The organism is Rhodococcus sp. AQ5-07, assembly GCF_009707305.1.
GTDB classification, from domain to species: domain Bacteria; phylum Actinomycetota; class Actinomycetes; order Mycobacteriales; family Mycobacteriaceae; genus Rhodococcus_F; species Rhodococcus_F erythropolis.
Genome location: NZ_CP046099.1, coordinates 5,978,423 through 6,003,930 on the forward strand (window position 1 = coordinate 5,978,423; position 25,508 = coordinate 6,003,930).

Sequence of the window (25,508 nt, forward strand, 5' to 3'; positions counted from 1 at the left end):
CGCACGATACGTGGTGCATCATTACTGCCATGCCTCGCCAACCACTCGATCGCGCCGCCGCGGCCGGGGTCGGCATGGTTTTGGTGGGATCGATGACGGCCAATGTCGCGTCGTACCTGTTGGCATGGTTGGCCAGCCGATGGTTGGGTCCGGTCGGCTACGGCGAGTTCGCGAGTCTGCTTGCCGCCCAGTTGGTACTTGCGGTTCCGGCTTTGGCGTTGCAGACGGTGGTCGCCCGCGAGGCGGTGCGTGGCAAGAGCACAGATGCGTTGCGGTCGTTGGGGTATCGATGCACCGCGATCGTCGCCGTCCTCGCGGTTGCGCTCGCTCCGGCGATGGCGTGGCTGCTCGACACCGGAATCGTGGCGTCGTTCTCGGCATTGGTGACCGCGCCCATGTTGGTTCTACTGGCAACGGAGCAGGGGTTGTTGCAGGGTCACGGTCGATTCGGCACTCTCAGCGCCGTGCTGGCCGGAGCCGGGGTGATGAAAGTCCTTCCGGCAGTAATCGTTCTGGCTTTCGGCGGCGGGGCAGGCGCGGCATTGGTCGCGGGCGCGGCCGGAACTGCGTTGCTGGTGGCGATAGTCCGAGTGGTCGACCGAACCGTCTCGGTGAGCGAGGACCGTGCGGTGCGGATCGGCGTCGTCTCCGTGCTCGCGGCGTCACAGGTCCAGCTCGCGCTGATCGCGTTGTCTTCGCTGGACCTGCTGATCGTCCGCGTCGTCCTCAGTGAGTACGACGCCGGTGTCTACGCACTCGGCGCCGTCGCGACGAAGGTGGCGTTCTGGCTGCCACAGGCAGTGGGCGTCGTGCTGTACCCGAAGATGGCGAATCCGGCGCACTCGGCGCAAGCGGTTCGCTCGGCGTTGGCGGTGCTCGTCGGTATCGGCGCCGTGTTGGTTCTGGGGGCGGCGGTTGCCGGCCCGCTGGTGCCGATGCTCGTGGGCGACGCGTACGCCGCCGTGGCTCCGATGCTGTGGGCCTTCGCCCTGCACGGTGCAGCGCTGGCGGTACTCCAGGGTGCCTTGCTGTCCGCAATCGCGTCAGAACGCACGCGAGTGGCCCTTCTGGCGTGGGCAGGACTGGTTGTGGAGGCGACGGTCATGCTGGTGTGGGCGAAGACGCCGGGAGAGTTGATCGGCGTCGCCGTGGTGGTTGCGTCGACGACGGCCTTGGCGGTGTCCGTCGCCGCAGTGCGAAGTGCCGACCGCGCCCGGCCGGCACCTCACAGCGACGTCAGTTCTCCAGACGCGTGAACAAATCGTCGAAGTAGTCGAGCGTACGCATCGCGGTGTAGACGGATCCGTAGTTGATGTTCCCGCCCGTGTAGACGACGTTGTCGCCTTGTACTGCGCGGATACGGTTCCACATCGCGCGGTCGTCGGTGACGGGATCCACGCCGGAAGCGGTGGTGACGATCATTCCGTCGGCCGAGTCGAGGGAAGTCACCAGATTTTCGGTGGAGATCTCCTTCTGTCCCTCGACCGGCCACTGGAGCTGGACGCCGAGGTCTTCGGCCACCTGCGTGGAGATGCCCTTGCGGTTGACGCCGTTGACCTTCTGATTCACGTAGTTCAGCAGCACGATCTGCTTGCTCGCCAAACTCCGGGCGTGGCGTTCCTTCAATCCGGCTGCCTTGTCCTCGTACGCTCCGATGACCTGACGGACTTCGGGGTTCTCGGTGCGATTCAGCCAACTTGCCAACTGGTCGATGTTCTCGCGCCACGGACGGGTGAAGTCCATCGGAAGCACAGGAGCTGTCTGGCTCAACTGCTGCAGCGGCCACATGTCGGAGGCCTCACCGATGTCGGTGCAGATGATCAGGTCCGGTTCCAGCGCGAGAATTGCCTCGACGTTGACCGGTGCTTCGAACACCTGCGCCGTGGGATCGGCTGGAACCCACGGCTCGGCGGCGTCGAAGCTGTATGCGATGACCGGCAGGCCCATCGCAACGGCTGGTTCGAGGTCGAGTCGGGAGTCGATGGCGACGACGCGCTTCGGTGTCACCGGAATGTCGTAGGTTCCGAGCGAGGTCGTGACCGTGCGCATCCCGGACGCATCGCCCTCGGTACCGGCGGGCCTTGCGCAACCGGCGGCGAACAGCCCGGAGAATGCAGCACTGCCGACAACAAATCTCCGACGTGTCAGATCGCTGACACAGATGTGCGAACCCAGAACTGTTGATGCGGGCATGTGGCTCCTCGTGTTCGGGGTGGTCTGGACTTCCAGAAAACGCTAAGCCCGCGACCACGTGGAGGGAACGACCCGTTGCGCCAATCCGTACGCCGATCCGGCAACAAACTCCCGAAACGCAGCAGAGCGCCCCTTCCGTGTGGAAGGGGCGCTCTGCTTACTGCCTGAATCAGTCCTTACGCAGATCCGGACGCGGAATCACCTGAGTGTCGTCCGAGGTCCAGTCGTGCTCACCCGGAGCCGGCTCGGGCGAACCCTGGCCGCTGGGATTCTGGTTCGTTCCGCCGTGTGCAGCGCGGGCCGGAGTTCCGCCCTTGCCGCCGCGAAGGCCGAGGAAGATACCGGCGATCAGCGCGATGACTCCGAGGACACCTGCCACGATCGGGACGGTGCGGCCGAACAGCGAGAGCTTGTCCATGCCGTCACGCGCCTGCTGGACCTGGTACTCGATGGTCGCCTCGTCGAAGGGCAGCGTGACCTTGAGAACCTCGACGTCGACGGCATCCTTGTTGCGGCCGTAGTACTGGTGCAACTGCTCCTGGCCCTTGACGACGACACCGGTCTTGGGCTCGACCCACAGGTCACGGACGTTGGTGTACCAACGCGTCATCGTGATCGGGGTTGCGCCGCCGGGAACGCCCCAGGTGTCAGCGGGAAGGCTCAGCTTGTTGGTGGGGGAGTTGACGACCTTCGACAGGTCGACGGGATCGATCGTCTGCTGGAAGTGGTACACCTTCAGACCGTTGATCTCGGTCTCTTCGACGAAGTCGATGTCCTTCGTGGCGCGAGCGTTCAGGTCGAAGTAGGGGTAGCTCTTCTGTTCCGTGTTGAACGGGAACTTGTACTGCAGACCGTCGCGGGAAACTTCTTCGGCGGGCTGGTCGCTGGACGTCTGGACGGTTCCGACCGGATCGTTGGTCGGCATCGAGCTGACGCGATCGAGCGTGACGCGGTCCAGGGTTGCGGTCAGCAGTCCGGTATCGCCCTGCTTGTCGGTACGACGGACCGTCTGGCCGGCTTCGACGGTGATGATGTCGGCGTCGGACGGGTCCTGCGTGGTGACGTAGCGCTGAGCGACGATCGGCACGTTGGTGTCGACCTGTGCCTTTCCGCCGAGGAGGGCCGCTGAGTTGAGGACGCTACCGGTGCCTGTGGCGACAGTGGTCACCTCGAGGTCGAGTGGCGTCTTCTCCAGCTTGCCTACCGTGTAGGTAGGAATGAGGATGGCGATGGCCAAAAGGAAGGCACCGAGGCCCACCAGAATGCAAGGAAGTATCCGGCTCGGCCCTGAGCGTTCCGCCATGCTGTGACTCCTAACCCGTTAAGTCTTTCGAGGTTCCCCAACCGGCACAATATGAGCTGCGCAGATCGCATGGGGCCCCCGATGGACACCATGTGTGGCAGAACACTAACAGTCCACCGGCCCGGTTTGTCGCATGAGGGCATGAATTGGCCAGGCATTTTGTTGTGAGTCCCTGGTGGTTTCCCTCAATCGGCCTGGGGTGCACACTTATCCGTGATGATCAGTTCCACGAATTCCTCTCAGACGGTCCCGCCACAGGCTCGGGGCTTCGTTCCGGCTTTGGACGGTATGCGTGGATTGGCCGCGCTCGGCGTCCTCGTCACCCATGTCGCGTTCCAGACCGGTGAAGCGCAGTCCGGTGCGATCGGGCGCGCGTTCGGTCGACTCGATCTCGCTGTAGCGGTGTTCTTTGCCTTGTCCGGATTTCTCCTGTGGCGCCCCCACGCGGCAAAGGCTCGCGGAATCGGGCAGCCGCAGTCGACCGTCCGGTACTGGATCTCCCGCGCGACGCGCATTCTGCCGGCGTACTGGGTGGCAGTGGTCCTGATCCTGCTGTTCCTGCCCGGTGCCGGCGGGGGCTACCAAGTGTGGTTGGCGAATCTCGGGTTGGCGCAGGTCTTCGTGCCGTTGACACTCACCGAGGGCCTCACGCAGATGTGGAGCCTGTCGGTCGAGGTGGCGTTCTATGTTCTGCTGCCGCTTTTCGCGTATCTGATGGTCCGACTACGAGGAAACTCGGTCCGGTTCCGGCTGCCGCTTCTGCTCGGGGTGTCGGTCTTGGCCTTGACGTGGGCATTCATTCCGATTCCGACGCCGGACGCTATCCACCACGACAACTGGTTGCCGGGCTACCTGCCGTGGTTCGGCGCCGGCATGGTGCTGGCCGAGCTGGCAGTGGGCCCGTCGACATGGGTGCATCGCCTCGCGCACCGTCGGGTACTCCTGACCCTGATTGCCTTTATCGCCTTCGTTCTCTCGTGCACCGATCTGGCCGGGCCCGAAGGTCTGGTGCGGCCTGAGCCGTGGCAGTACGCGATCAAGATTGCACTCGGTGCGATCATCAGCTTCTCGTTGATCGCGCCACTGGTTCTGCGCGATCAATCGCAGCATCGGTTCCTGGCCAGTCCTTTGGCGCTGGCAATCGGACGCTGGTCCTACGGCCTGTTCATCTGGCACCTGGCCGTACTGAACGCTGTGTTCCCCGTATTCGGCATAGTTCCGTTCTCGGGCAGCTTCTTCTACGTCCTGGCCCTCACGGTCGTCCTGAGCGTCGCTGTGGCCTCGGCCAGTTACGCCTTGGTGGAGGAACCGGCGCGCGTCGCGGTCACGCGGTGGGAGAAGCGCCGCCACATCGGTGAACCGGCGAAGGGCAACGCGGCCAACCCGGTCACGACCAAGGCCACCAACATCGAGAACTGAATCGCGAACGAGTCGCCCACATAGCCGCCCGGCGCCCGCCACGGTCCGGTCGAGAGCAGCGTGATGCCGATCATCGCGGCCACGCCGGCGGTGCCGACGAGAATGCGTGCGGTCCGAGCCGGGCCGAAGATTCGCAGCGCGGCAAGTCCGAGGATCGAGCACACAACTGCGATCGCCGCTCCCACTCCGCCGCCGATGACGGTGGCCGCCGCGAGCATGCCCACCCATCCTGCCGCGACGCTGCGCCACGGTCGGGGTGGTGTGAGGGGCTTGGGCTCTCGGCGCGTGGGGACAAGAGCCGCGAACAACAGCGGGATCAGCAACACGAGCCCGCCGAAGATGCCGAGACGGTACCAACGGTCGCTGGGGAAGTCGATGGTGACGGTTCCCGCGGTGCCTGCCGGCACGATCCAGCCCTGCTGCCAACCGTTCACGACCACCGGCGTCAGCTCGGAACCGTCCGGCGCCGTGGCGATCCAACCGATGCTGGTGCTCTCGGGATTGACGATCAGCTGATCGGCGGACGAGCTCGTGACGGTGAGTTCGCGGTGATTCGCCGTCCACGCGGTCGATTCGAGCGGTGTATTCCGTTGCGCGGCTGAAGGACCGACCGCCGTCAGATCGAGATTGTCGACCGAGAACGCGGGGCCTGGTTCGACGACCACTTCAGGCTGTCCCGCCGGCAAAGTCGCCGAAGCGTCCAAACCGCACACACGTGCCTCGACGGGTGCGCCGGTCCGAAGTTGCGTCGCCGTCGCCGTGATCGAGGTGGGGAATTGCTGTCCGGCAACCGAAATGGTCGGGCCGTCGCCACAGGTGACGGTGACGGTGCGGTTGTCGAATGATTCTGCGCCCTGCACTCCGGAACCGGCGATCGGGGTTCCGTCGGCACCGACGACGCCGACCTCGGCGAGGCCGGTGGGCTGCGCCTGGGCGAAGCCGAGCGCCGTCTGATCGAGGACCGGTTCCCAAGCGGTGATGCTCAGGACGATCTTGTCGGTGACGAAGGGGGCGAGGGTAACTCGACTGGTTCGAGGCGTGTCGTCCGAGGGTTCGGGCAGCTCTCGCACCTGCGGCCCGTTGCCGAGATTCACCGCGACACTGGTCGGCAGCGACGGCAGAGTGCCAAGTCCCCGCGTGATGTCCAGGCCGGTGACCAGGGTGGGCTCGGGAAGATTGAGAGTCAGCGTCGGTTTCGGGCCGCCCGGTTCTGTGGTGCTCTGCGGCGCCGACCACGTGGTGCGTGCGTCGCCGTCGGTGGCAGCGAAGGCAGATCCGCGTGTGTCGCCGATGTCGCTCGAACCCGAAGCCGTGATTCGGCCGGGGACGGAAAGCAGGTCTTCGAGGGCGTTGCCCTGACGCGCTCGGACAGTCAGTGTCGGTGCAACGACTGTGTTTTCGGGCACCGTGAGCGTGCGCTGGAAGCGGCTCGGCTCTTCGGGTATCGCCATGAATGCATTGCTGCACCGCACGCGGTCCGTCGAATCGGCGCAGGCGTTGCGGCCGGGGAACTCCTGGCTCAGGTTCCACGTGTTCACAGATGCGCCCGTCGGCGTACTCGGCAGGACGGTGTCGAAACGGATCGGTACGGTCTTCGGCGCGCTGCGATCGGAGAAGTCTTCGACGGAGAGTTCGCTGATGCCGAACTGTGTTCCAGGCGATCCGTTTTCGGTGTGAGTCGCTGTGACGCGTACCCACGGAGTGTTGCCACCCGGAATCGAGACGGTGATGGGCTCACCGGGACGCTCCACTTTCACCGCCGTGCTGCCGTTCGGTGTCGAGACCTCGAGCCATTTGACGGGAGCTCCGATTGCCGCGGCACTGGTGGTCAGATGAAGCAATCCACTGGAAATCGGTGTGTCGAAGTCGATCTGCAACCACTGGCCCAGTGCGCGCTCGATGCCGTTGCTGAACCAGCCGGTGGCCGGATCGCCGTCGACCGTCGACGCGGGACTGCTCGACGGTGAAGTGCCGCCCAGCTGGGTGGCATCTGAGGCGGCGCTGGAAACGGTGATCGAAGCTCCGCTCCAACGGCCTTCCACGAGAAGCGTGTTCGCAACCGGATAGTCGGGCACCAGATTGTAGGTACGACGAGCGTCGTCGGGGGTGCGCAGGGCGGAACTGTGGTTGTCGACCTGACCGAAATCGGTTTCTCGATCGCGCGGTGTGTCGGTGACGGTGACAGAATCGACGGGCAGTCCCGCAGCTTCGGCGTCGGCGGCGAGAATCATCGGCCCGGTCCCCGGAACCAGCCCGCTTTCGTGAAGTCGTACAGACGATTCCGGCCCACCTTGTACACGCGGAACCTGGTTCAGGTCGACGGAGTACGGGCCACTGACCGCCGGGGTGCCGTCGGGCGGGGTAACCTCGAAGATTTCGATGGCCGGGTAACCGGGACGCAGATCGCTGTCCGCGACCAGCCCTTCGATCGGTTCGGGGCTGTCGTCTTCACCGAAGTGGGCGACTCGCTCGATCCCCGGCGAGCCTTCGACTGCCTGGTGCACGAGTATCGGCCTGGCCGAGCGCGACGTTTCGCCGTCGAGGTCGTTGCGCATCACCAGGTAGTGGATGCCCTGCCCAAGCAAGGTCTGCGCGAGGCCGTCCGACGGCCGTCCGTCGGCGATGAGACGTTGCACGGAATCGAGCGCTCGGATTGCGCCGGGAGGGGTCAGCGGGACCGAGTCACGCACCGCCCACGGCGTACTCGCCAAAGCCTGAAGCGGTTCGTCACGCGTCAGACCCCAGACTTGGCTGCCGAAGGGCGCTCCCGGGACGACCAGGGCACGTTCGGCTTCCGATCCGGGGGAGGTGTTGTCCTCGAGCCACTGCGCTGCTTCGTTCCAGTACGAGGGAACGTCCGGATACGCACCGCGGGGAGCGAGCTTTCCCGTCCAGGCCAAGGCAGTCGAGAGGGTGAGGGCAACGAGGATCAGGCTGGTCAGTGCGACCATTGGTTCGCGCTCGGGATGGGCGAACGCGCGGCGCCATCGGGCGAGTGGAACCGATCCCGGTAGTGGCACTTTGGCCAGCAGGTGTGCGAGTCCGAGCACCAGCGGCAGACGGACCAACGGCTCGAGCTTGTGGACGTTGCGCAGCGGCGCGCCCGCCGAGTCGAGGAACAGGCGTACCGACTCCGACACCGGCGAGCTGAGTTCACCAACGTATCCCGCGGCCAGGCCGGTGATACCGACGAACAGGATGAGTGTCAGCCGGCCGCGAGCAGGCATGGACCGCATGCAGAGCCCGGCGAGGCCGGCGGCGGCAACCAGACCGGTGGCGACAACTGCTGCGGGCTGGGTGACCAGGACGGCGCCGGCAATGCGTTCGGGGGAGACGAACGGGGTCCAACTGTCCGTGCCGCGAAGTATCTCGGCCAGCGACGCCCACTGTGTGGTGACACCGGCGGACTCGATGTAGTCGAGGAACGGTGGGCTGATCTTGCCGAGCAGAAGTAGCGGCACGATCCACCAGAGCGTGCCGAGAGCGACGAACAGCGCCCACCACGCGGTGAACGTCAGCCATGTTCGGTTGGGTTTGTGCGAGAGCCACCAGATGATCGCGACCAGGCAGGCCGCGGCGGTGGCGACGGCATTGATCGAACCCATGAGCGCGACGGCAAGCGCGGATTGTGCGGCCAACCGCCTCAACCCCCGTGAGCGGTTAGGGAGTCCAGGGACTCGTTTTCCACGCACAGGGCCGAAGGCCAAAATCACCGGCAACAACACCCACGGCGCCAGCATCATCGGCAGGGTTTCCGAGGAAATCGAACCGAGCGTGGTCAGCACGCGGGGAGAAAGAACAAAGGCAACCGCTGCGATGACGCGCGAACTACGGCTGCCGATACCGAGAGCCTCGGCAACTCGGATGATGCCCCAGAATCCTGCGATCAGAAGCAGCGCCCACCAGATGCGCTGGGTGATCCACGGCGGAATGTTCGCCAACTCGCCGAGCGCGAAGAACGGCCCGTGCGGAAAGAAATATCCGTAGGCCTGGTTCTGAACCTGGCCGAGCGGGGCCTGACTACTCCACTGATGCGACGCGCGTTCGAGAAAACCGAACGGATTCTGCGTCAGGTCGTACTTGGTGTCAGCGGTGATCAGACCCGGCGATTGCAGAAAAGTGAGAAGAAACGCTACGACGGAGGCGCCGAACAGCCACCGCTTCGACAGGGGCTCTGCCGACGGGGCGGTGTCTACCGAAGACACCGCTGCGTCGGCGGAAGAACGGGAACTCGCGAGGCCTGCGCTCTCAGCGGCTGCCGTACTCAACCTGGTTCAGCACGGAAGAATCTGCGTTTCCGCTGCGGTCGATCTCGGGACGAGTGTTGTCCGACGCGGCGGCCGTGACACCGAAGATGACGCCGGCACCCAGAACGGCACCGATGACAGCGCTGGCCACACCGGGGACAAGGAACTTCGTCATCGCGGATCTCCCAATTGGTCGTTAGTCGGTCGTTCGCGGTCGGACGGACTTACCGGCCCGTACGAACTGCTCGGGTCAAGGTATCACCCGCACTCGAGAATCCGGACGATTACCCTCGTGACGTGCTGGTCAGTCGAGGGTTTCGGCACCAAGCGCGGTCAACAGAGTGCGCAGTTTCGTAGATGTCTCGTCGAGTTCGTCCTGCGGATCCGATTCGGCGACAATTCCACCACCCGCGCTGGCCCAGGCGTTGCGGCCGTCTGCACTGATCTCGGCGCAGCGGATGGCAACCACCCAATCGCCGTCACCGGCCTCGTCGCACCATCCCACGGCGCCGCCGTAGAAACGGCGAGGCTCCTCGGTCTCGCGGATGACTTTCAGTGCCGCGTCGGTGGGTGTTCCGCACAGCGCGGGCGTCGGATGCAGAGCGATGGCGAGGTCGAGCGCAGTGGTGTCGTTTCGCAGCGTGCCGCGGATCGGGCTGGCCAAGTGCCAGACCTCGTGAGTATTGGTCAGTTCGGGAGTTACCGGCACCGACAGATCGCTGCACATCGGTTGCAGGACCTCGCGGATCCACGCCGTCACGAAGGCGTGCTCGGCCAGATTCTTCGTCGAATGCAGAAGGCTTTCGCCTGCCTCGCGGTCTTGATCGGCGTCGGCGGATCGCTTTGTGGTCCCGGCCAACGGGCGACACGTCACGACGCGCCCGCGTCGACTGACCAATACTTCGGGCGTCGCGCCGACCAGGCTGTGGCCCTCGAATTCGGCTCCCGCAGCAGAGAGGTCGACGGCAAAGGTGTTGGCGACGGGATTGAGCGCCGCCATGCGTGCGGCGAGCGCGGTCGGGGAGATCGGGGTCTGCGTGCGAAGTTCCACAGTGCGAGCCGCGACAACCTTGTCGATCTCTCCGCTGCGGAGGCGTCCGATCAACTTTTCCACCCGACGAAGATGCTCCGACGACGACGGGATCTCCCGGTCAACCCGGGTCGTGGGCAGGGCCTGGGGATCGCACGGTTGCCACGGCCGCGACGTGATCGTCGCCTCGGCAGGTTCGTACAACGCCGTTGCGGCAGCCGGGTCGAAGGGGAGCGCTCCGACGATCAGCTTTGTCGTACCTGCCGACAGAGCGTGGGTGGCCGCGTCGGAGCTGTCGAAGCTGCGTCGTACGCCGCGGGTGACCACGCTGTGATCGGGGCGCGAGAGAACAAAACCGTCCATGGTGGCTTCGACACTAGTCGGCCACGGATCAGGAATGCGCGAAGGTCACTTCCCTGGAGGGACGATCAACACCGGCCGATGACTGTGACGCAGAACATGATCCGCGACGCTGCTCTGCAGTAGCGACCGCAAACCCGTAGTGCCACGGGTGCCGGTCACGATGATGTCGACGTCCAATTCGTCTGCGGTTTCGCAGATTGCAGACCAGATCGCGGATCGGCACTCGGCGCTTCTGCCTTCGACGGTCAGGCCTGCGGCCTCGGCCAGTGCGACGCCCTCGGCGAGGGTGACTTTGGCGTCGGTGTACGCGATGTCCTCGACGTCGTCGTCGGGAACCCACTCCGGTTGCATCACCCCGGACAGGCCGGACATGCGAGCGGCCTGGCGAACCATCGGCTCCCAGGCAGTGACGAGAACAGCACGATTGGCGGAGAGGAAACGCCCCGCATAGTCGACTGCACGCTTGGCGTTGTCGGAACCGTCGTACGCGATGAGCATCAGACCTTGTGGCATCACGACCTCCTCGTCAGCGGGGGAATCGGTTCTCTTCCAGGCTACCGTCCCGATGTGCCCGTGAGGGAGTGTATGGGTACCGGGTCCGTTACGGTCGAGGTATGCGGATCAAGTTTCTGAAGGCTGCGACGACCATTGCTTTATGCGGAGGGTTGGTTGCGGGATGCTCGGGCGAAAACGGGACCGCCGATCCGGTTTCGAGCGCCCCGACCAGCACCACCTCCGAGATCACGTCGACGCCTGCGGCATCCAGCTCCGCGCCCGTCGCCGCGTCGTGCGGTAGTGACCTTGTGGCTTCACTGTCCCTGCGTCAGAAACTTGCCCAGCTGCTCAACGTCGGCGTCACCGGGACCGACGACGCGTTGTCGATAGTGCAGAACGAGGAGATCGGTGGCATCTTCGTCGGAAGTTGGACCGATCAGTCGATGCTCACCAATCGCGAAGTGCCGCAGGTTGCTTCGGCGTCGAAGTTGCCGTTGATGGTGACGATCGACGAAGAAGGTGGGCGAGTTTCCCGCGTCGCGGACATCCTCGGGCCCGATCCGTCGGCCAGAGAAACGGCGCAGACCATGACAGTGGAACAGACGTACCAGATGGCGCTCGAGCGTGGACGCGGGTTGAAGGATCTCGGGATCACCGTCAACTACGCCCCCGACGTCGACGTCAGCAGCCAACCCGACGACTCCGTGATCGGGGACCGCTCGTACTCCGACGACCCCCAGACCGTGGTTGCCTACGCCGGTGCGTACGCGCAGGGTATGCGAGATGCCGGAATCTTCCCGGTGATCAAGCACTTTCCCGGGCATGGCAGCGCGTCGGGTGACTCGCACCGGGGCGAGGTGACAACGCCGCCGCTACAGGATCTGATCGCGTCGGACCTGATTCCCTTCCGTGAACTGTCGGGGACCGGAGTCGGCGTCATGATGGGTCACCTCGAGGTTCCCGGTCTGACCGAGCCCGGTACCCCTGCCAGCATCAGCCCCGCAGCCGTCGCGTTGCTTCGCGACGGAGTGGGTTACGGCGCAGCGCCGTTCACCGGCCCGGTATTCACCGACGACCTCAGCGGAATGCAGGCGATCACCGACCGATACGATATTGCCGACGCGGTTCAGGCTGCGCTGGTGGCTGGAGTCGATCAGGCATTGTGGCTGACAACCGACGACGTTCCGCGGGTGCTCGACCATCTCGAGCAGGCCGTCGCGTCCGGTGAGCTTCCGCAGGCGCGGGTCGATCAGGCCGTGGTCACAGTTGCCACTGCCAAAGGTGCCGTGACCTGCTGAGTCGAAGTCAGGATTCGACGCACAATCTTACCGTAGAGTAAGATCGACATTTACCCTGTGGTTGGAGGAAGCATGGCCGGCGGTACCAAGCGACTGCCACGCGCAGTGCGTGAGCAGCAGATGCTCGACGCGGCTGTGGACGTGTTCTCCGACAGGGGGTTTCACGAAACTTCGATGGACACCATCGCAGCCAAAGCCGAGATCTCGAAGCCGATGCTGTACCTGTACTACGGCTCGAAGGAAGAGCTGTTCGCGGCGTGCATTCATCGTGAAGGGCTCCGCTTCCTCGAAGCGCTCGCCCCGGCCGGCGCGCCGAACCTGACTCCGCGTGAACAATTGCGCGCCGCTCTCGAGGGCTTCCTCGGGTTCGTGGGCGCAAACCGCAAGTCGTGGATGGTGCTCTACCGTCAGGCCGTCGGGCAGCGGGCTTTTGCGGGAACCGTGCAGTCCAGCCGCGATCGGTTGATCGAGTTGACTGCGCATCTGCTCGAGTCCAGCACCAAGGATCCTGATGCCGCGCACGATTACGGGATCATCGCCATCGCGCTCGTCGGCGCCGGTGAGGCGGTAGCCGACCGGGTCGCGGGTGGGGAAATCGAGGTGGATGCCGCAGCGGATCTACTCGAATCCCTCGCGTGGCGCGGTCTGTCGGGCAAGAAGAAGTCCGAATAGCCCCCAAACCAATCTGAGCGAACGTACCTTTCAGCGCATCCAAGGCGCCGAAAGGTACGTTCGCTCAATTGGGGTGGGTCGAAACCCGACAAACTCAGGTCAGCGCAGCGTCGCAGTGACGTGCGGGTAACCCTTCTTCGGGTGACGCAGTGACAGATCCCAGCCGTCGTCGGTGCGATCAGCGTAGGCATTCAGCGTCGCCGGTAGCAGAATCGGCTTGCCGAAACGCACGCTGTAGGTGACCTTGTCCGCGACGGACCCCTCGACGGTCCGCAGAACTGCCGCGGCACTCCACATTCCGTGAGCAATGGTCTTCGGGAAACCGAAAGCCTTGGCGCCCAGAGACGAGACGTGAATCGGATTACGGTCGCCGGAGACAGCGGCGTACTTGCTGATCGTGGTCTGGTCGACGCGGATGGTGCTCATCGGCATCGGCGGGACCTCGTCGGCCTTGGGCTCCGGACCTGGCTGGCCGGACAGGGAGGTCTTCTGCTGGTTCAGGAAGCTCGAGGTCTGTCGCCAGACCAGTTCCCGTCCCACCCGAATTTCGGTGATCACGTCGATCAGCAGGCCCTTGCGGTGCTCACGCAGGTTCTCGGCATGCACCGATAGGTCAAGCGGTTCGCTGACGGAGATGGGCCGCAGCGATTCGATGACGTTCTCGGCGTGAACGGAGCCGACGGCGGCGAAGGGGAAGTCCTTCGACACCATCAGCTTCATCACGGTCGGGAAGGCCAAGGTGAAGGGATACGTGATCGGCAGAGTGTCGCCGAATCGCAGTCCGGTCACGCGGCAGTACGCCGCCAGATTGTCGGTGTCGACCGTCAGTCCGGTGAGGGTGAAGGTCTGCTGTGGCACCGAGCGCGAGTTGGACTTGTTCCACGGCAACAATCCCAGTACCGCCCGGGAGTAGATGTCGATGGTCTTCGGCTGCTCGGTGAGCGCGACGGTCTTTGTTGCCATCATGCGCCCAGGAGGCTCTGGCCGCAGACGCGAACGACCTGTCCCGTAACGGCATTGGAGGCCGGGCTGGCGAAGTATGCGACGGTCTCGGCGACGTCGACGGTCTCGCCGCCCTGCAGGAGCGAGCTCATGCGGCGGCCGGCTTCGCGGGTGGCGAAGGGGATGGCTGCGGTCATGGCGGTCTCGATGAAGCCCGGTGCGACGGCGTTGATGGTGATGTTCTTCTTCGCCAGGACGGGAGCTTCGGCGTGTACGAGGCCGATGACGCCGGCCTTGGAGGTGCCGTAGTTGGTCTGGCCGCGGTTGCCCGCGATGCCGGCGATGGAGGAGACGTCGACGACGCGGCCGCCTTCCTTGAGGGCGCCCTTCTCGACGAGGTGCTCGGTGATCTTCTGCGGTGCAAGAAGATTGACGTTCATGACCATGTTCCAGCGGCCCTCGTCCATGTTGGCGAGGGTCTTGTCGCGGGTGATGCCGGCGTTGTGGACGATGATGTCGGCTCCGCCGTGACGCTCGAGGAGGTGAGCTGCGAGGACCTCGGCTGCGTCGGCCGCCGTGACGTCGAGGGCGAGGGACGTGCCGCCGACCTTGTTCGCGGTCTCGGACAGTGCTTCGCCGGCGGCCGGGATGTCAGCGCAGACCACGTGTGCGCCGTCGCGGGCAAGCACCTCGGCGATGGTGGCACCGATGCCGCGGGCTGCGCCGGTGACGACGGCAACCTTGCCTTCGAGCGGCTTGTCCCAGCTTGCGGGCGCGACGGAATCTTCACCACCGACGACGATGACCTGGCCGTCGACGAAGGCGGACTTCGCCGAAAGGAGAAAGCGCAGAGTCGATTCCACGCCGGACAGTCCGGTGGACGCCTTGGGGGAGACGTAGACCAGCTGAGCGGTGGAGCCGCGCTTGATCTCCTTGCCGACGCTGCGGGTGAAGCCTTCGAGCGCGCGCTGCGCGACATGCTCGTCGACGCTCGACGTTTCTTCCGGCGTCGTGCCGAGAACGACGACGCGAGCCGACGGTGCGAGGTTGCGGATCACGGGCTGGAAGAACTCGAACAGCTGCTCGAGCTCGCTGACCTGAGTGATTCCGGTGGCGTCGAACACGAGTCCGCCGAAGCTGCTGTCGTGTGCCTGAGCCGCGGGGTAGTCGGAGAGCAGTACGCGAAGTGGTTCTGCGAGCCGACCCTTGCCGCCGATGAGGACAGGTCCGGCGAGTGCGGGTTCCCCTGCTTTGTAGCGACGCAGGTTCTCGGGCCTGGGCAGGCCGGCCTTCGACGCGATGAATGCGCCGGGGGCGGACGAGAGGAACTGTGAATAGAGGTCGGGAGCTCCCTTGCTGGCTGCCACGGTCCTACCTTCTGTTGTGTTTCGGGTTGTCTCTCACCGGGCAATCGGAAGAATGCGGCGATAGACAAGTAACTTACTACTGAGTAAGAATAGTCTTCAACAGGTAATCGCACCATCCTTGGAGACGCAAGTGACAAGCAAAGCCCGTTCAAACGCAAAGCCCGCCGCACCGCGCACCGCACCGGCCGCAGCCGCTGCGAAGTCCGCAGGTCAGCGCCGTCCGGTTGCGATCGTCGGCGGAAATCGCATTCCGTTCGCACGCTCGGACAAGGCGTACGCACAGGCGTCCAACCAGGACATGTTCACTGCGACGCTCGACGGTCTGGTGAGCCGATTCAATCTGCAGGGCGAGAAGCTCGGCATGGTCGTCGGCGGTGCGGTGCTCAAGCACAGCCGTGATTTCAATCTCATTCGCGAGTCCGTTCTCGGCAGCGCGCTGAGCCCGTACACGTCGGCGTACGACCTTCAGCAGGCGTGTGGCACGGGACTGCAGTCGATCATCGCCGTCGGCGACGCCATTTCGGCCGGCCGCATCGATTCGGGCATCGGCGGCGGCACGGACACCACGTCCGACGCCCCGATCGGCGTCAACGATCAGGCGCGCGAGTTCCTGCTCTCCCTCAATCGCGCGAAGTCCACGGGCGACCGCATCAAGCTGCTCGGCAACGTCCGTGCGGGCATGCTCGGCCTCGAAATTCCGCGCAACGGCGAGCCTCGCACCGGCAAGTCGATGGGTGACCACGCTGCGATCACCGCCAAGGAATTCGGCATCAAGCGCGAGGACCAGGACGAACTTGCCGCTGCCAGCCACAAGAACATGGCGGCCGCCTACGACCGCGGTTTCTTCGACGACCTCGTCACCCCGTTCCTCGGCCTGACCCGCGACGACAACCTCCGTCCCGGTTCGACCGTCGAGAAGCTGTCGACGCTCAAGCCCGTCTTCGGTACCAAGCTCGGCGACGCGACGATGACGGCAGGCAACTCGACGCCGCTCACCGACGGCGCTTCTGCAGTCCTCCTCTCCACCGACGAGTGGGCAGCCGAGCGCAATCTTCCGGTTCTGGCGCACCTCGTCGATTCCGAAACCGCTGCCGTCGACTACGTCCACGGCAAAGACGGGTTGCTCATGGCTCCCACGTACGCGATTCCGCGTTTGCTGGCCCGCAACGGTCTGACCTTGCAGGACTTCGATTACTACGAGATCCACGAAGCCTTCGCTTCGGTGGTTGTGGCAACCCTGCAGGCCTTCGAGTCCGACGAGTACTGCAAGGAACGCCTCGGCCTCGACGGCGCGTTGGGATCGATCGACCGAAGCAAGCTCAATGTCAACGGATCGTCCTTGGCTGCAGGTCACCCGTTCGCGGCAACCGGCGGACGTATTGTGGCTTCCCTCGCAAAGATGCTCGCGGAGAAGGGTTCGGGCCGCGGTCTGATCTCGATCTGTGCGGCCGGCGGCCAGGGTGTCACGGCGATCATCGAGCGGTAACCGCTCCACAATCTCCCCACGCGACTGAAAACTGCGCTCACCTGCAGTGATCGTGGCGAGGGGATGCGTAATCGGGGATCCGGCCACGAGGGGTGGCCGGATCCCCGAACTCTTTGCAAACTTTTTCGCGCAGGCGTGTAACGCTGCAGAATAGCTACCGATATTCATGACAGCCCCGTGTTGCTGCCTGACCCCCGACCTGGCAGCAACACGGGGCTCTCGTATGTCCGGATATCCTGTATTGAGTTGTCGGTGAGCGCCGCAGCGACGGTTGATGCAGCGAGGAGCCAACAGGTGAGTGACGAAGAGGGTCCGTCCGTCGAGAAGACGAACAGCGAGGACTCGTCCCTCCCGGAACAGGAACTCGAGTCGGTCGAGGAACCTCAGGCGGTCGAGGAACCTCAGGTGGTCGAAGAGACCGAGTCGGTCGAGGAACCCAAGACCCCTGAGGACACCGAGGCGGTTGTCGAGGCTGAATCAGTAGAACCTGAACCAGCCGAAGCACCAAGGCCTGTCGACGAAGACGCAATCGATTCCACAGAAGCGATAGTCGACGAAGCAGTAATCGAGCCGACCGACGTCGAGACAACATTCGACGAGCCGACAATCGACGAGCCGACAATCGTCGAGCCCACAATCGACGAGCCGACAATCGACGAATCGGCAAACGAGGTCACCACCGTCATCCCAGTCGTCCCAGCGGAGGATGCGCCGCCGACGGAAGTAGTCGACTCGGCTCCGGCGACAGAAGCCATCGACGAGCAGACAGAGCAGTTCGAGCCCCCGGCAGTGGTGGTTCCCCCGAAGCCGCCGCGTCCCGAGTTCGTGCAGCAGTACGACACCCAGCAATTCGAACCCATCCAGCAGCAGTACGAGCCTGTTGTCCGCGAACCAGAGGCAGTTGCACCACCAGCACCGCAACAACAGCCAGAAGCGCCCGCTCCGGCTTCTTCCCGTAAGTGGGTCAAACCAGCGATAGCACTCGGCGCCATCTTTGCCGTCGCAGTGATTGCCTACGGAGTGGACATCTTCACGTCGTCGGGGAAGACACCACGCGGCACCCAGGTCGCCGGGGTGGACATCGGTGATCTCACGCCTGCCGACGCAGAGGCCACGCTGCGCGCCGAACTCGGCCCAAGGCTCGTCGAACCGGTAGCGGTACATGCCGGCGGCGTCGATTCCGAGATCGTTCCCGCATCTGCGGGTGTGGACGTCGACTGGTCGGCGACGCTCTCGGGCGTGAACGCTCAGCCGATCAACCCGATCACCCGCATCACGTCGTTCTTCGGCTCCCGCGAGGTGCCCGTGGTGTCGACGGTCGACCAGGGTGCGTTGGATGCCTCGATGTCGCAACTTGCGGCGAACAGCGATCGTGCGCCCGTCGAAGGCGCAGTCGTGTTCGAGAGTGGGAAGGCGACGGGTGTTTCACCTGCCGCCGGGCAGGCTCTCGAAACGCAGCAGGCGGGCGCAACCTTCGCCGCGGAGTGGTCTGACGGTGGCGTCGTCGATCTTCCGGTCGACGAGGTGCCGGTGACGGTCACTCAGGCCGGTGTCGATCGCGCACTGCAGGAGATTGCCATTCCGGCTGCCTCGGGTGATGTCGTGGTCAACGGCCGTGACGGCAAGGTTGCGACGCTCGGCGTCGACCAGATCGGTGAGGTTCTGACCTTCACCCCTGACGGCTCGGGTGGGCTGACTCCGCAGTACAACACGGATGCTGCGATCAAGATTCTGACTCCGCAGTTGGTATCGACTGAAGTACAACCCAAGGACGCGTCGTTCACCTTCGCCGGTGGTAAGCCGTCGGTTGTGCCGGGTGTTGTCGGTGATCTGATCAACTGGCCGGACACGGTCAAGGAACTTCCGGTTCTGCTGGGCAGCACGGCTTCTCGGGCAACGCCCGCCGTGTACGGACCGGTCCCGCCGGCGTTGACCACCGAAGCCGCGGATGCCCTCGGCATCAACGAGGTGATCGGCGAATTCACCACCGGTGGTTTCGAATACGCGTCTGGTGTGAATATCGGCCTGGCCGCATCGGAGATCGACGGGGCCGTGATCAAGCCAGGGGATACGTTCTCGCTCAACGAGTACACGGGTCCGCGCGGTGCGGCTCAGGGATACGTCGAGTCGGGGATCATCAACAATGGTCGCCCGGACAAGGCTGTCGGCGGCGGTATCAGCCAGCTCGCGACGACGCTCTACAACGCGACGTATTTCGCAGGCATGGACGACGTCGCGCACACCGAGCACAGTTACTACATCTCGCGGTACCCCGAGGCGCGTGAGGCGACCATCTTCGATGGAGCGATCGACTTGCAGTTCCGTAATCCGGCGAAGACCGGCGTGATGATCGAGACGATTGCGACGTCGTCGAACATCACCGTTCGGATCTGGGGAACCAAAACCGTCGATGTCGCTTCGACGACCGGCCCGCGTACGTCGCCGACGTCGCCGAACACCGTGACGTTGCCGGAGGGGCCTGGTTGTGTGGCTTCGAGCGGTGCGCCCGGATTCACGGTCAGCGACACCCGCGTGATCACCGACCACGCAAGTGGCGCCGAGATTTCCTCGAACACCCGGACCGTCAAGTACGACCCGGTGCCGATCGTGAAGTGCGAGTAGGGACCTACTTGCCGACGAGTGGGCCGAGGGTGCGGCCCGCGAGGTCGACGATGCCTGGCTCTTCGCCGTTGGTGATCAGGTTGATCACGACGCCGTCGATGCCGTGGTCGAGGATGCGCGTCTGAACCTGCTCGGCGACGTCGTCCGGGCTGCCGACGAAATGGCGCTCGGTGGCCTTGGCGACCACGTCTTGCGGCGCCGTGGTGATGTCGAGGCCACGCTCCGCGAGAAACATTCGCTGATGCGCGCGAGCCTTGTCGCCGTCCTCGTCGATCATCATGAACGTGAGGAAGCTGGTCTCGAGGGTTGCGGGATCGCGACCGGCTTCGTCGCAGCGTGCCGCAAGTGCTTCCATCTTGCGGGGCAGTTCCGACGGGTCGCAGATGATGTTGAGGTGATCCGCGAAGCGAGCGGCGAGGCCGAACGTCTTCTTCTCACCGCCGCCGCCGAGCAGGATCGGCAGGTCGTCGCGGACGCGAGGCTCGTTGATGGCGTCCTTGACGTGGTACCACTTGCCGTCGAAGGTTGGGCGCTCACCGCGGAGCATCGGCGCGATGATCTGGAGTGCTTCGTCGAGCTTCTGGAAGCGCTCGGTGAACGTTCCGAACTCGTATCCGAACGAATTGTGTTCGAGTTCGAACCAACCTGCGCCGATGCCCAGGATGGCCCGACCGCCGCTCACCACGTCGAGGGTGGTGACGGTCTTGGCGAGCATGGGCGGATTGCGGTAGGTGTTTCCCGTGACCAGTGCAGACAACTGGATGGTCTCGGTGGCCGTCGCCAGCGCGGAGAGCGCGGAGTAGGCCTCGAGCATCGGGGCGTCCGGCGCTCCGATTCCGGGGAGTTGGTAGAAGTGATCCATCACGAATGCAGTGTCGAAGCCTGCGGCTTCGGCTTCGCGGGCCTGCGCTATGACGGTGGGGAAGAGGTCCTTGACCGGACCGCCGTAGCTGAAGTTGGGCATCTGGTATCCGAGGCGAGTGCTCACCGTTTCGACGTTACTCGCGATCGGTTGACCCGGCACGATTTTACCAACTCTATGGATTCCGTTGTGCTGGGCAGACTTCCGGAATTCAGAGAAGTTCTTCGGCCGCTTCGCGTCGCTTGGCGCGCTGCTGGTGAAGCTTGACTGCCGCGATTGCGACGCCGCCACCGACGATTCCGCCGACGAGAGCGCCGACCCACGTGGACGATTCTTCGTACGAATCGAATTTGAGGCGCGCCATGATGCCGACTGCGGCGACGAGGTACAGCGCGATGCTGATCACGACCCGGGGACGGTTGTAGTTGGACAACACGTAGACATCGACGTCGCGTCGAAGTGCATAGACAATCGTGACCACCGAGCCGAACAGCGCGACGATCAGCAGCGCGAGCGAGATCCACGCCCCTGTTCGGCCGGCGACCCAGGGCAGAATCGCCGAGCTGACGAAGACTGCCCAGAAGACACTCTGCAATCCCACCGCCGAGGCTTCGTTCCAGACGTCGCGCTGCCGCTCGTCCTTGTAGAAGTCGTCGTCCAGATCTCCGACGAACCGCATTGCCTTCATCATGGTGCTCATGCCGTCTCCTCTGGAATTTCTGCGGTGAGTGCCGATTCGGGTAAGGGGAAGAGCGCTTCGACGGTGGTCCCCAGTGCCAGTGCCAGGCGAAGTGCCAGGTAGACACTCGGTGCGTAGTCGCCGCGTTCGACGGAGACGATGCTCTGTCTGCTCACCTGACCTGCCGTGGCCAGTTGCGCCTGGGTGAGGCCGGCGAGGCGTCGGTGCTCCCGCACGTTGTTGTCGCCGGCCTTTCCAGTCATAGGAAAAGTAAAGAATACTTGTCACATGATGTCAAGTTTACTTGTCATATGAGAGGCTGACGAGCATGCGTGAACGATTTCTCGAGATCGCCCTGGCCAATCCAGTGGTCGCAACGATCGTGGATCGGGCGCCGAAGCTGGGATTGCCGGAGTGGTACCTGACGGCGGGTGGGCTCTTCCAAACCGTCTGGAATCACATCGACGGCCGTGACCTCGGCGCCGGAATCAAGGACTACGACCTCTTCTATTTCGACGCCGGCGATCTGAGCTACGACGCGGAGGACCGTGTGATTCGTTCGGCGGCAGAACTGTTCGCCGATGTGGATGCCGATGTCGAAGTACGCAACGAAGCCCGCGTGCACCTGTGGTACGAGCAGCATTTCGGGATTCCCGGCGTTCCGTTCACCAGTTGCCGCGACGCTATCGACCACTTCGCTTCCACAACTTGCTGTTTCGGGATCACCAAGGCCGCGGGCGGCACTGTGGACGTGTATGCCCCGCATGGATACGACGATCTTTTCGACATGATCGTCCGCCCCAACCCGGTGCTGGCGCCGAGAGAGGTTTACGAGGCCAAGGCGGCACGGTGGCGCAGGGAATGGCCTGCGCTGACCGTGGAGCCTTGGCCGGAGACCCTGACCTAGACTTCGATCGGCGGATGCAGCCTGTCCATGGTCCATTGCCGATTTCGGCGTGCAGCAAGTGAACTGGCCCCGAGTGAGGCGACGAGAAGGCCGCCGAGGACGGCGATCGAGACCCACAGTCTCGAGTCGATACCGCCGACGGTGAGTTGTCGTAGCCCGTTCACCGCGTAGGTCATCGGGTCGAAGGGGTGGATGATCTGGAACGGTTTCGCGGTGGTTTCGACGGGATAGATGCCGCCGGCCGAAACCAGTTGCAGCATCAGGAACGCCAGGGTGATGACGCGTCCGACGGATACTCCGAAGATGGCGTTGAATGCCTGGATCAACGCCATATACGTGGCAGTGATGAGCATCAGGAATCCGACGGTGCCGAGGGCGTGTGTGGGGTGCAGGCCGACGGCGAAGTGCACGACCAGGTACATCACGATCACCTGGCAGATGCCGATGAGCAATGCCGGCCAGTACGAGGCGAGGACCACTCGCAGCGCGCCGAGTCCGTTTGCGATGGGCCGGTTCTGGAGCGGCTTGAGCAGCATCCAGGTGATGATGCCGCCCACGAACAGCGCGAGGGGCAGGAAGAACGGAGCAAAACCGGTACCGAAGGTGCTTGCCCGGTTCTCGTAGGTCTCCTGTAGTTCGACCGGGCTGGAGAGGGTTTGAGCGGTTGCGGTTCGCTGCTGATCGGTCCAACTGGGAATCTGACCGGCGCCCTCGGTGAGTTTGGTCGCGAGTTCGGCAGACCCGGCACGGAGTTGCTCGGTGCCGTCGGCGAGTTTGGCTGCACCATCGGAGAGTTGGACGCTGCCGTCGGTGAGTTGAACCAGTCCACTGCTGAGGGTTTGCGCGCCGTCGTTGACTTGCTGACCGCCGTCACGCAGCTGCACCAGGCCGTTGCGGAGTTCACCGCCGCCGTTGGCCGCGGCATTCAGCCCGGCTCGGAAGGTGCTCGACGGATCGTCGAGTTGGTAAGCGAGTTGTTGTGCACCGCTCTTGAGTTCGCCCAGTTGGCCCATGGTCGCTTCACCGAAACCCTGAGTGCGCAGCATGTCCTGGGCAGGCGCGAGGGCATTGGCGATCTGTTGGCTGACAGGATCCGGGTTCAGCCGAAGGCTGGCCACCGCCTGCCCGACCAGTTGTGCAACGTCTGCCTGTGTGTTCCCGAGGACGCTCAGTTGGTCGACGACCTGGGTGACGCCACCACTGAGTTGGCTTGCGCCGTCGCCCAGTTGGACGGCTCCGAGATCGAGTTGCCCCAAACCGTCGGTCAGTGCGAGGACACCGTCCGTGGCGGTATTGATACCGGTCGAGAGTTGCGCTGTACCGCCGGCAAGAGTGGCTGCACCGTCACGTGCGGTAACCATGTTGTCTGCCAGAGTTTTCGAGCCCGACGCCAATTCGCCGGCTCCGGCGTTGGCAGTGTTCACTCCGGCCGAGAGCTGGAGTGCTCCGTCGGCGGCCTGCTTCAAACCTGCACCTGCATCGGTCAATCCGACCAGAACCGTCTCGACGGACTGCGCGCCGATCTTGTCGCTGACTTGACTGAGAACCTGCTGGGCGGCATTTTGGCCGATGATGGTGCCGAGGTAGTTGTTGACGTCGTTGAAGGTGAACTGCAACTGAGCTTTGTGGGGGTCCTTGGACGTCGGGGAGGCAACGGCCTCGCTGAAATTCTCGGGCAGAGTGAGAGAGAAGTAGTACGTCCCGTCCGAGACTCCCTGTTCGGCTTCCTGCTGTGAGACCAGGTGGAGATCGAGCTCACCGGAATCGAGAAGTGCTTGGCTTACTTCGTCGCCAGCCTTGAGCTCTTGACCCTGCACCATTGCACCGCGGTCGGTGTTGACCAGTGCGACGGGGACCTTGTTGACCTCACCGAACGGATTCCAGAAGGCCCACAGGTACATTGCGCCGTACAGCAGTGGCATCAAGATGATGGTGACGAGTGCGATCCTGGGCATCGCGCCGCGGGAGAACCGCTTGAGTTCGGTTCCGAGAGACATTCCAGCGAGCATCGCGGTTACCTCGCCCCTTCTTGGTCGGGATTGGTGACTTCTTGGAGCAGGGCGACGGCATCGATGGGTGATCCGTCGGGCAGCGGGTTGACGGTCGACGCGATGATGGTCTGGTAGCTCCCCATCTCGACGAGTCGCTCGACGAGGTACGCGCGTTCGGAGTCGCGCCGCACCTGTTCGAGATCGTCGACGACGAGCAGGGCCGGCTTCTTCGTGTTCGCGACGGCGATACGCAGCAGGGTCGCCTCGAGTTCCCCGAGATCGCTGACGTACCGGCCGAGCGCAGGTAAGGGATGATCGCCGAAGACGGGAGCGCACACCGCTTCGAGTTCGCGGTCTCCGGCACGTCCGATGAGCTTGTACCAGGGCGCATCCCAGCGAATTTGTTCGGTGATCAGATCTCGGACGGTGACGGACTCGGCAAGCTCGTCGATGTCCTCGAACCCGGCGACCCCGGCGATCTCGAAGATCTCTCGGGGACGCGTTCGACCGAAGACGGACAGTGATCCGGAACTGGCTTTCATTCGTCCGCTGAGTGTCAGAAGTAAGGACGTACGTCCTGAACCGGCGGAGCCTTCGAGAATGGTCACACCGCCTGCACGAATCTCGAGATTGACGGGTCCGAACACCGGCCCCCATGGGCCGTCGAGCGCCAAGTCCGTGGCGGTCAATGCCAGTTCAGGGGCGTAATCGAGTTGTGCGTGCTCTGGTGCGACCACGATGATCACCTGTCTGTTGATCTACTCGGCCTCGAAAGAACCGAGTGCTGGTTCAGTGGACGTTCGTGCTCACCCAATCACATCGGTAGCGGGCGAGCTGTCCCATGAATGGGATGTGTCGGACACGTCCGGCAACTTGGAGACCGAACGGTATGTATTCTGTTGGAAACGGAACGGGGGAGTCGAGGTGCCGGTTCGTAGACGCGGTATGTGCGCGGTACTGGTCATGGCCACCCTGTCGGTTGTCTCCTGTGCCGGCGAGCGCGAGTCGCCCCCGTTCGTGTCGAGCGAAAGGCTTTTCGAGTTCACCGGTCGCAATGTCGGACCCTTGACGGTTCCGCCCTTGCCCTCCGATCGGCACGAGTCCGAAGCAGCGCCATACGGTGCCATCACCCTGTCCGGTGGGTGGAGCGGCGCAGCCAATGTCTCGCTGCCTGGATCCGTCACGTGTTTCGAGCACAACTGGGCGGATTCGCTGCCCGCCGGTCACCGTCAGTGGGCCTACGAGGTGCACACCAGTTCCTTCTACGAGTACGACGGCGGCGGCGAATATCCGGGACGTGATTTCCAGTTGCAGGTCTACGTGAACGAGAAACCCGAACCAGGTCAGCACGGGTCCGCGATCATGAAGTTCTCGGATCAGAGTGGACAGTTCGTGTCCTTCGGCGGCGGCGACGACAAGTCCGTCGAAATAGTCAGTTCTCCCGACCGCAGGCGCGTGGCGCTTTCCCTGGCGGGTACGGCGGCACGACCGGGCGAGCAACCGACGACGTCCGTACTGTCCGCACAGATCAGTTGCCCGACCGTCGAGCGCAGATGACCACAGATTGCATTGACTGCCGAGCATGAAAATGCCGGTCCCGAAACATTCTCGGGACCGGCACTTTTCATGAAT

At 64.0% G+C, this 25,508-nt stretch carries 20 protein-coding genes and 1 pseudogene; 8 read left to right on the forward strand and 13 right to left on the reverse strand.

All coding sequences use genetic code 11. The features are described 5' to 3' along the window. The first annotated feature begins 29 nt into the window (after positions 1 to 29). Positions 30 to 1,256, forward strand: a complete 1,227-nt coding sequence (locus GJB56_RS27700) for a lipopolysaccharide biosynthesis protein (RefSeq protein ID WP_031331334.1) — start codon at positions 30 to 32, stop codon at positions 1,254 to 1,256. On the opposite strand, the gene GJB56_RS27705 is transcribed toward GJB56_RS27700, so the two are convergent. Together GJB56_RS27705 and GJB56_RS27710 are read right to left on the reverse strand one after the other, a co-directional pair. After that, on the reverse strand, positions 1,237 to 2,193 hold the full coding sequence (locus GJB56_RS27705) for an ABC transporter substrate-binding protein (RefSeq protein ID WP_113682197.1): 957 nt from the start codon (positions 2,191 to 2,193) through the stop codon (positions 1,237 to 1,239). The two genes, GJB56_RS27700 and GJB56_RS27705, sit on opposite strands and share 20 nt — an antisense overlap. Before the next feature lie 169 nt (positions 2,194 to 2,362). Next, positions 2,363 to 3,496 (reverse strand): DUF3068 domain-containing protein, encoded by a 1,134-nt coding sequence (locus GJB56_RS27710; RefSeq protein ID WP_019747133.1) that lies wholly within the window; start codon positions 3,494 to 3,496, stop codon positions 2,363 to 2,365. A 288-nt stretch (positions 3,497 to 3,784) separates the two neighbouring features. Here GJB56_RS27710 and GJB56_RS27715 point away from each other — a divergent pair. Further along, positions 3,785 to 4,714: pseudogene (locus GJB56_RS27715) on the forward strand (acyltransferase family protein); the annotation flags it as partial. Between the two features lie 71 nt (positions 4,715 to 4,785). Here GJB56_RS27715 and GJB56_RS32015 read toward each other — a convergent pair. The 4 genes from GJB56_RS32015 to GJB56_RS27735 all read right to left on the reverse strand — a co-directional run bounded on the left by GJB56_RS32015 (position 4,786) and on the right by GJB56_RS27735 (position 11,068). Then, on the reverse strand, positions 4,786 to 9,120 hold the full coding sequence (locus GJB56_RS32015) for an alpha-(1->3)-arabinofuranosyltransferase (RefSeq protein ID WP_113682198.1): 4,335 nt from the start codon (positions 9,118 to 9,120) through the stop codon (positions 4,786 to 4,788). 43 nt (positions 9,121 to 9,163) lie between these two features. Continuing rightward, positions 9,164 to 9,337, reverse strand: coding sequence for a DUF2613 domain-containing protein (locus GJB56_RS27725; RefSeq protein WP_003945488.1), 174 nt, complete (start codon positions 9,335 to 9,337; stop codon positions 9,164 to 9,166). A 129-nt stretch (positions 9,338 to 9,466) separates the two neighbouring features. After that, the gene (locus tag GJB56_RS27730) at positions 9,467 to 10,555 is read right to left on the reverse strand and encodes an isochorismate synthase (protein ID WP_020906430.1); all 1,089 of its coding nucleotides are present in this window, start codon (positions 10,553 to 10,555) and stop codon (positions 9,467 to 9,469) included. Between the two features lie 45 nt (positions 10,556 to 10,600). Then, entirely contained in the window at positions 10,601 to 11,068 is a 468-nt protein-coding gene (locus GJB56_RS27735; RefSeq protein ID WP_003945900.1) for a universal stress protein, read from the reverse strand. A 101-nt stretch (positions 11,069 to 11,169) separates the two neighbouring features. Here GJB56_RS27735 and GJB56_RS27740 point away from each other — a divergent pair, with 101 nt between their 5' ends. Both GJB56_RS27740 and GJB56_RS27745 read left to right on the forward strand, forming a co-directional pair. Beyond that, the gene (locus GJB56_RS27740; RefSeq protein WP_021343060.1) at positions 11,170 to 12,348 is read left to right on the forward strand and encodes a glycoside hydrolase family 3 N-terminal domain-containing protein; all 1,179 of its coding nucleotides are present in this window, start codon (positions 11,170 to 11,172) and stop codon (positions 12,346 to 12,348) included. Positions 12,349 to 12,420: 72 nt separating this feature from the next. Then, positions 12,421 to 13,020 (forward strand): TetR/AcrR family transcriptional regulator, encoded by a 600-nt coding sequence (locus tag GJB56_RS27745; protein ID WP_113682199.1) that lies wholly within the window; start codon positions 12,421 to 12,423, stop codon positions 13,018 to 13,020. A gap of 99 nt (positions 13,021 to 13,119) precedes the next feature. Here GJB56_RS27745 and GJB56_RS27750 read toward each other — a convergent pair whose 3' ends face one another. Continuing rightward, entirely contained in the window at positions 13,120 to 13,983 is an 864-nt protein-coding gene (locus GJB56_RS27750; RefSeq protein ID WP_021343063.1) for a MaoC/PaaZ C-terminal domain-containing protein, read from the reverse strand. Then, positions 13,983 to 15,329 (reverse strand): 3-oxoacyl-ACP reductase, encoded by a 1,347-nt coding sequence (locus tag GJB56_RS27755; RefSeq protein WP_113682200.1) that lies wholly within the window; start codon positions 15,327 to 15,329, stop codon positions 13,983 to 13,985. The genes GJB56_RS27750 and GJB56_RS27755 overlap by 1 nt, the downstream gene beginning before the upstream one ends. A gap of 130 nt (positions 15,330 to 15,459) precedes the next feature. On the opposite strand from GJB56_RS27755, the gene GJB56_RS27760 reads away from it, so the two are divergent. Together GJB56_RS27760 and GJB56_RS27765 are read left to right on the forward strand one after the other, a co-directional pair. Next, complete coding sequence (locus tag GJB56_RS27760) at positions 15,460 to 16,815, forward strand: acetyl-CoA C-acetyltransferase (RefSeq protein WP_113682201.1); 1,356 nt, start codon at positions 15,460 to 15,462, stop codon at positions 16,813 to 16,815. A gap of 294 nt (positions 16,816 to 17,109) precedes the next feature. Further along, the gene (locus GJB56_RS27765) at positions 17,110 to 19,437 is read left to right on the forward strand and encodes a VanW family protein (RefSeq protein ID WP_113682202.1); all 2,328 of its coding nucleotides are present in this window, start codon (positions 17,110 to 17,112) and stop codon (positions 19,435 to 19,437) included. Between the two features lie 4 nt (positions 19,438 to 19,441). Here GJB56_RS27765 and GJB56_RS27770 read toward each other — a convergent pair whose 3' ends face one another. The 3 genes from GJB56_RS27770 to GJB56_RS27780 all read right to left on the reverse strand — a co-directional run bounded on the left by GJB56_RS27770 (position 19,442) and on the right by GJB56_RS27780 (position 21,241). After that, complete coding sequence (locus GJB56_RS27770; protein ID WP_195849569.1) at positions 19,442 to 20,425, reverse strand: LLM class F420-dependent oxidoreductase; 984 nt, start codon at positions 20,423 to 20,425, stop codon at positions 19,442 to 19,444. An 85-nt stretch (positions 20,426 to 20,510) separates the two neighbouring features. Continuing rightward, a complete protein-coding gene (locus tag GJB56_RS27775; protein ID WP_019747143.1) occupies positions 20,511 to 20,999 on the reverse strand; it encodes a hypothetical protein in 489 nt (162 codons plus the stop codon). Continuing rightward, entirely contained in the window at positions 20,996 to 21,241 is a 246-nt protein-coding gene (locus tag GJB56_RS27780; RefSeq protein WP_019747144.1) for a helix-turn-helix transcriptional regulator, read from the reverse strand. The genes GJB56_RS27775 and GJB56_RS27780 overlap by 4 nt, the downstream gene beginning before the upstream one ends. Positions 21,242 to 21,306: 65 nt before the next feature. On the opposite strand from GJB56_RS27780, the gene GJB56_RS27785 reads away from it, so the two are divergent. Beyond that, positions 21,307 to 21,885: a nucleotidyltransferase family protein gene (locus tag GJB56_RS27785; protein WP_020968602.1), complete on the forward strand. Its 579-nt coding sequence runs from the start codon at positions 21,307 to 21,309 to the stop codon at positions 21,883 to 21,885. Here the strand turns inward: GJB56_RS27785 and GJB56_RS27790 are convergent. Further along, complete coding sequence (locus GJB56_RS27790; RefSeq protein WP_019747146.1) at positions 21,882 to 23,894, reverse strand: YhgE/Pip domain-containing protein; 2,013 nt, start codon at positions 23,892 to 23,894, stop codon at positions 21,882 to 21,884. The genes GJB56_RS27785 and GJB56_RS27790 overlap by 4 nt on opposite strands. Positions 23,895 to 23,899: 5 nt before the next feature. Beyond that, a complete protein-coding gene (locus GJB56_RS27795; RefSeq protein ID WP_019747147.1) occupies positions 23,900 to 24,622 on the reverse strand; it encodes an ATP-binding cassette domain-containing protein in 723 nt (240 codons plus the stop codon). A 178-nt stretch (positions 24,623 to 24,800) separates the two neighbouring features. Between GJB56_RS27795 and GJB56_RS27800 the strand changes: the two genes are divergently transcribed. Next, positions 24,801 to 25,433 (forward strand): hypothetical protein, encoded by a 633-nt coding sequence (locus GJB56_RS27800; protein ID WP_230091090.1) that lies wholly within the window; start codon positions 24,801 to 24,803, stop codon positions 25,431 to 25,433. Positions 25,434 to 25,508: the final 75 nt, after the last annotated feature.

Excerpts from the sequence above, each read along its gene's own strand:
- GJB56_RS27775 (WP_019747143.1), bottom strand. The coding sequence starts at position 20,999 with ATGAGCACCATGATGAAGGCAATGCGGTTCGTCGGAGATCTGGACGAC.
- GJB56_RS27750 (WP_021343063.1), bottom strand. The coding sequence starts at position 13,983 with ATGGCAACAAAGACCGTCGCGCTCACCGAGCAGCCGAAGACCATCGAC.
- GJB56_RS27725 (WP_003945488.1), bottom strand. The coding sequence starts at position 9,337 with ATGACGAAGTTCCTTGTCCCCGGTGTGGCCAGCGCTGTCATCGGTGCC.
- GJB56_RS27780 (WP_019747144.1), bottom strand. The coding sequence starts at position 21,241 with ATGACTGGAAAGGCCGGCGACAACAACGTGCGGGAGCACCGACGCCTC.
- GJB56_RS27735 (WP_003945900.1), bottom strand. The coding sequence starts at position 11,068 with ATGCCACAAGGTCTGATGCTCATCGCGTACGACGGTTCCGACAACGCC.
- GJB56_RS27710 (WP_019747133.1), bottom strand. The coding sequence starts at position 3,496 with ATGGCGGAACGCTCAGGGCCGAGCCGGATACTTCCTTGCATTCTGGTG.
- GJB56_RS27740 (WP_021343060.1), top strand. The coding sequence starts at position 11,170 with ATGCGGATCAAGTTTCTGAAGGCTGCGACGACCATTGCTTTATGCGGA.
- GJB56_RS27785 (WP_020968602.1), top strand. The coding sequence starts at position 21,307 with ATGCGTGAACGATTTCTCGAGATCGCCCTGGCCAATCCAGTGGTCGCA.
- GJB56_RS27730 (WP_020906430.1), bottom strand. The coding sequence starts at position 10,555 with ATGGACGGTTTTGTTCTCTCGCGCCCCGATCACAGCGTGGTCACCCGC.
- GJB56_RS27700 (WP_031331334.1), top strand. The coding sequence starts at position 30 with ATGCCTCGCCAACCACTCGATCGCGCCGCCGCGGCCGGGGTCGGCATG.
- GJB56_RS27745 (WP_113682199.1), top strand. The coding sequence starts at position 12,421 with ATGGCCGGCGGTACCAAGCGACTGCCACGCGCAGTGCGTGAGCAGCAG.
- GJB56_RS27705 (WP_113682197.1), bottom strand. The coding sequence starts at position 2,193 with ATGCCCGCATCAACAGTTCTGGGTTCGCACATCTGTGTCAGCGATCTG.
- GJB56_RS27790 (WP_019747146.1), bottom strand. The coding sequence starts at position 23,894 with ATGCTCGCTGGAATGTCTCTCGGAACCGAACTCAAGCGGTTCTCCCGC.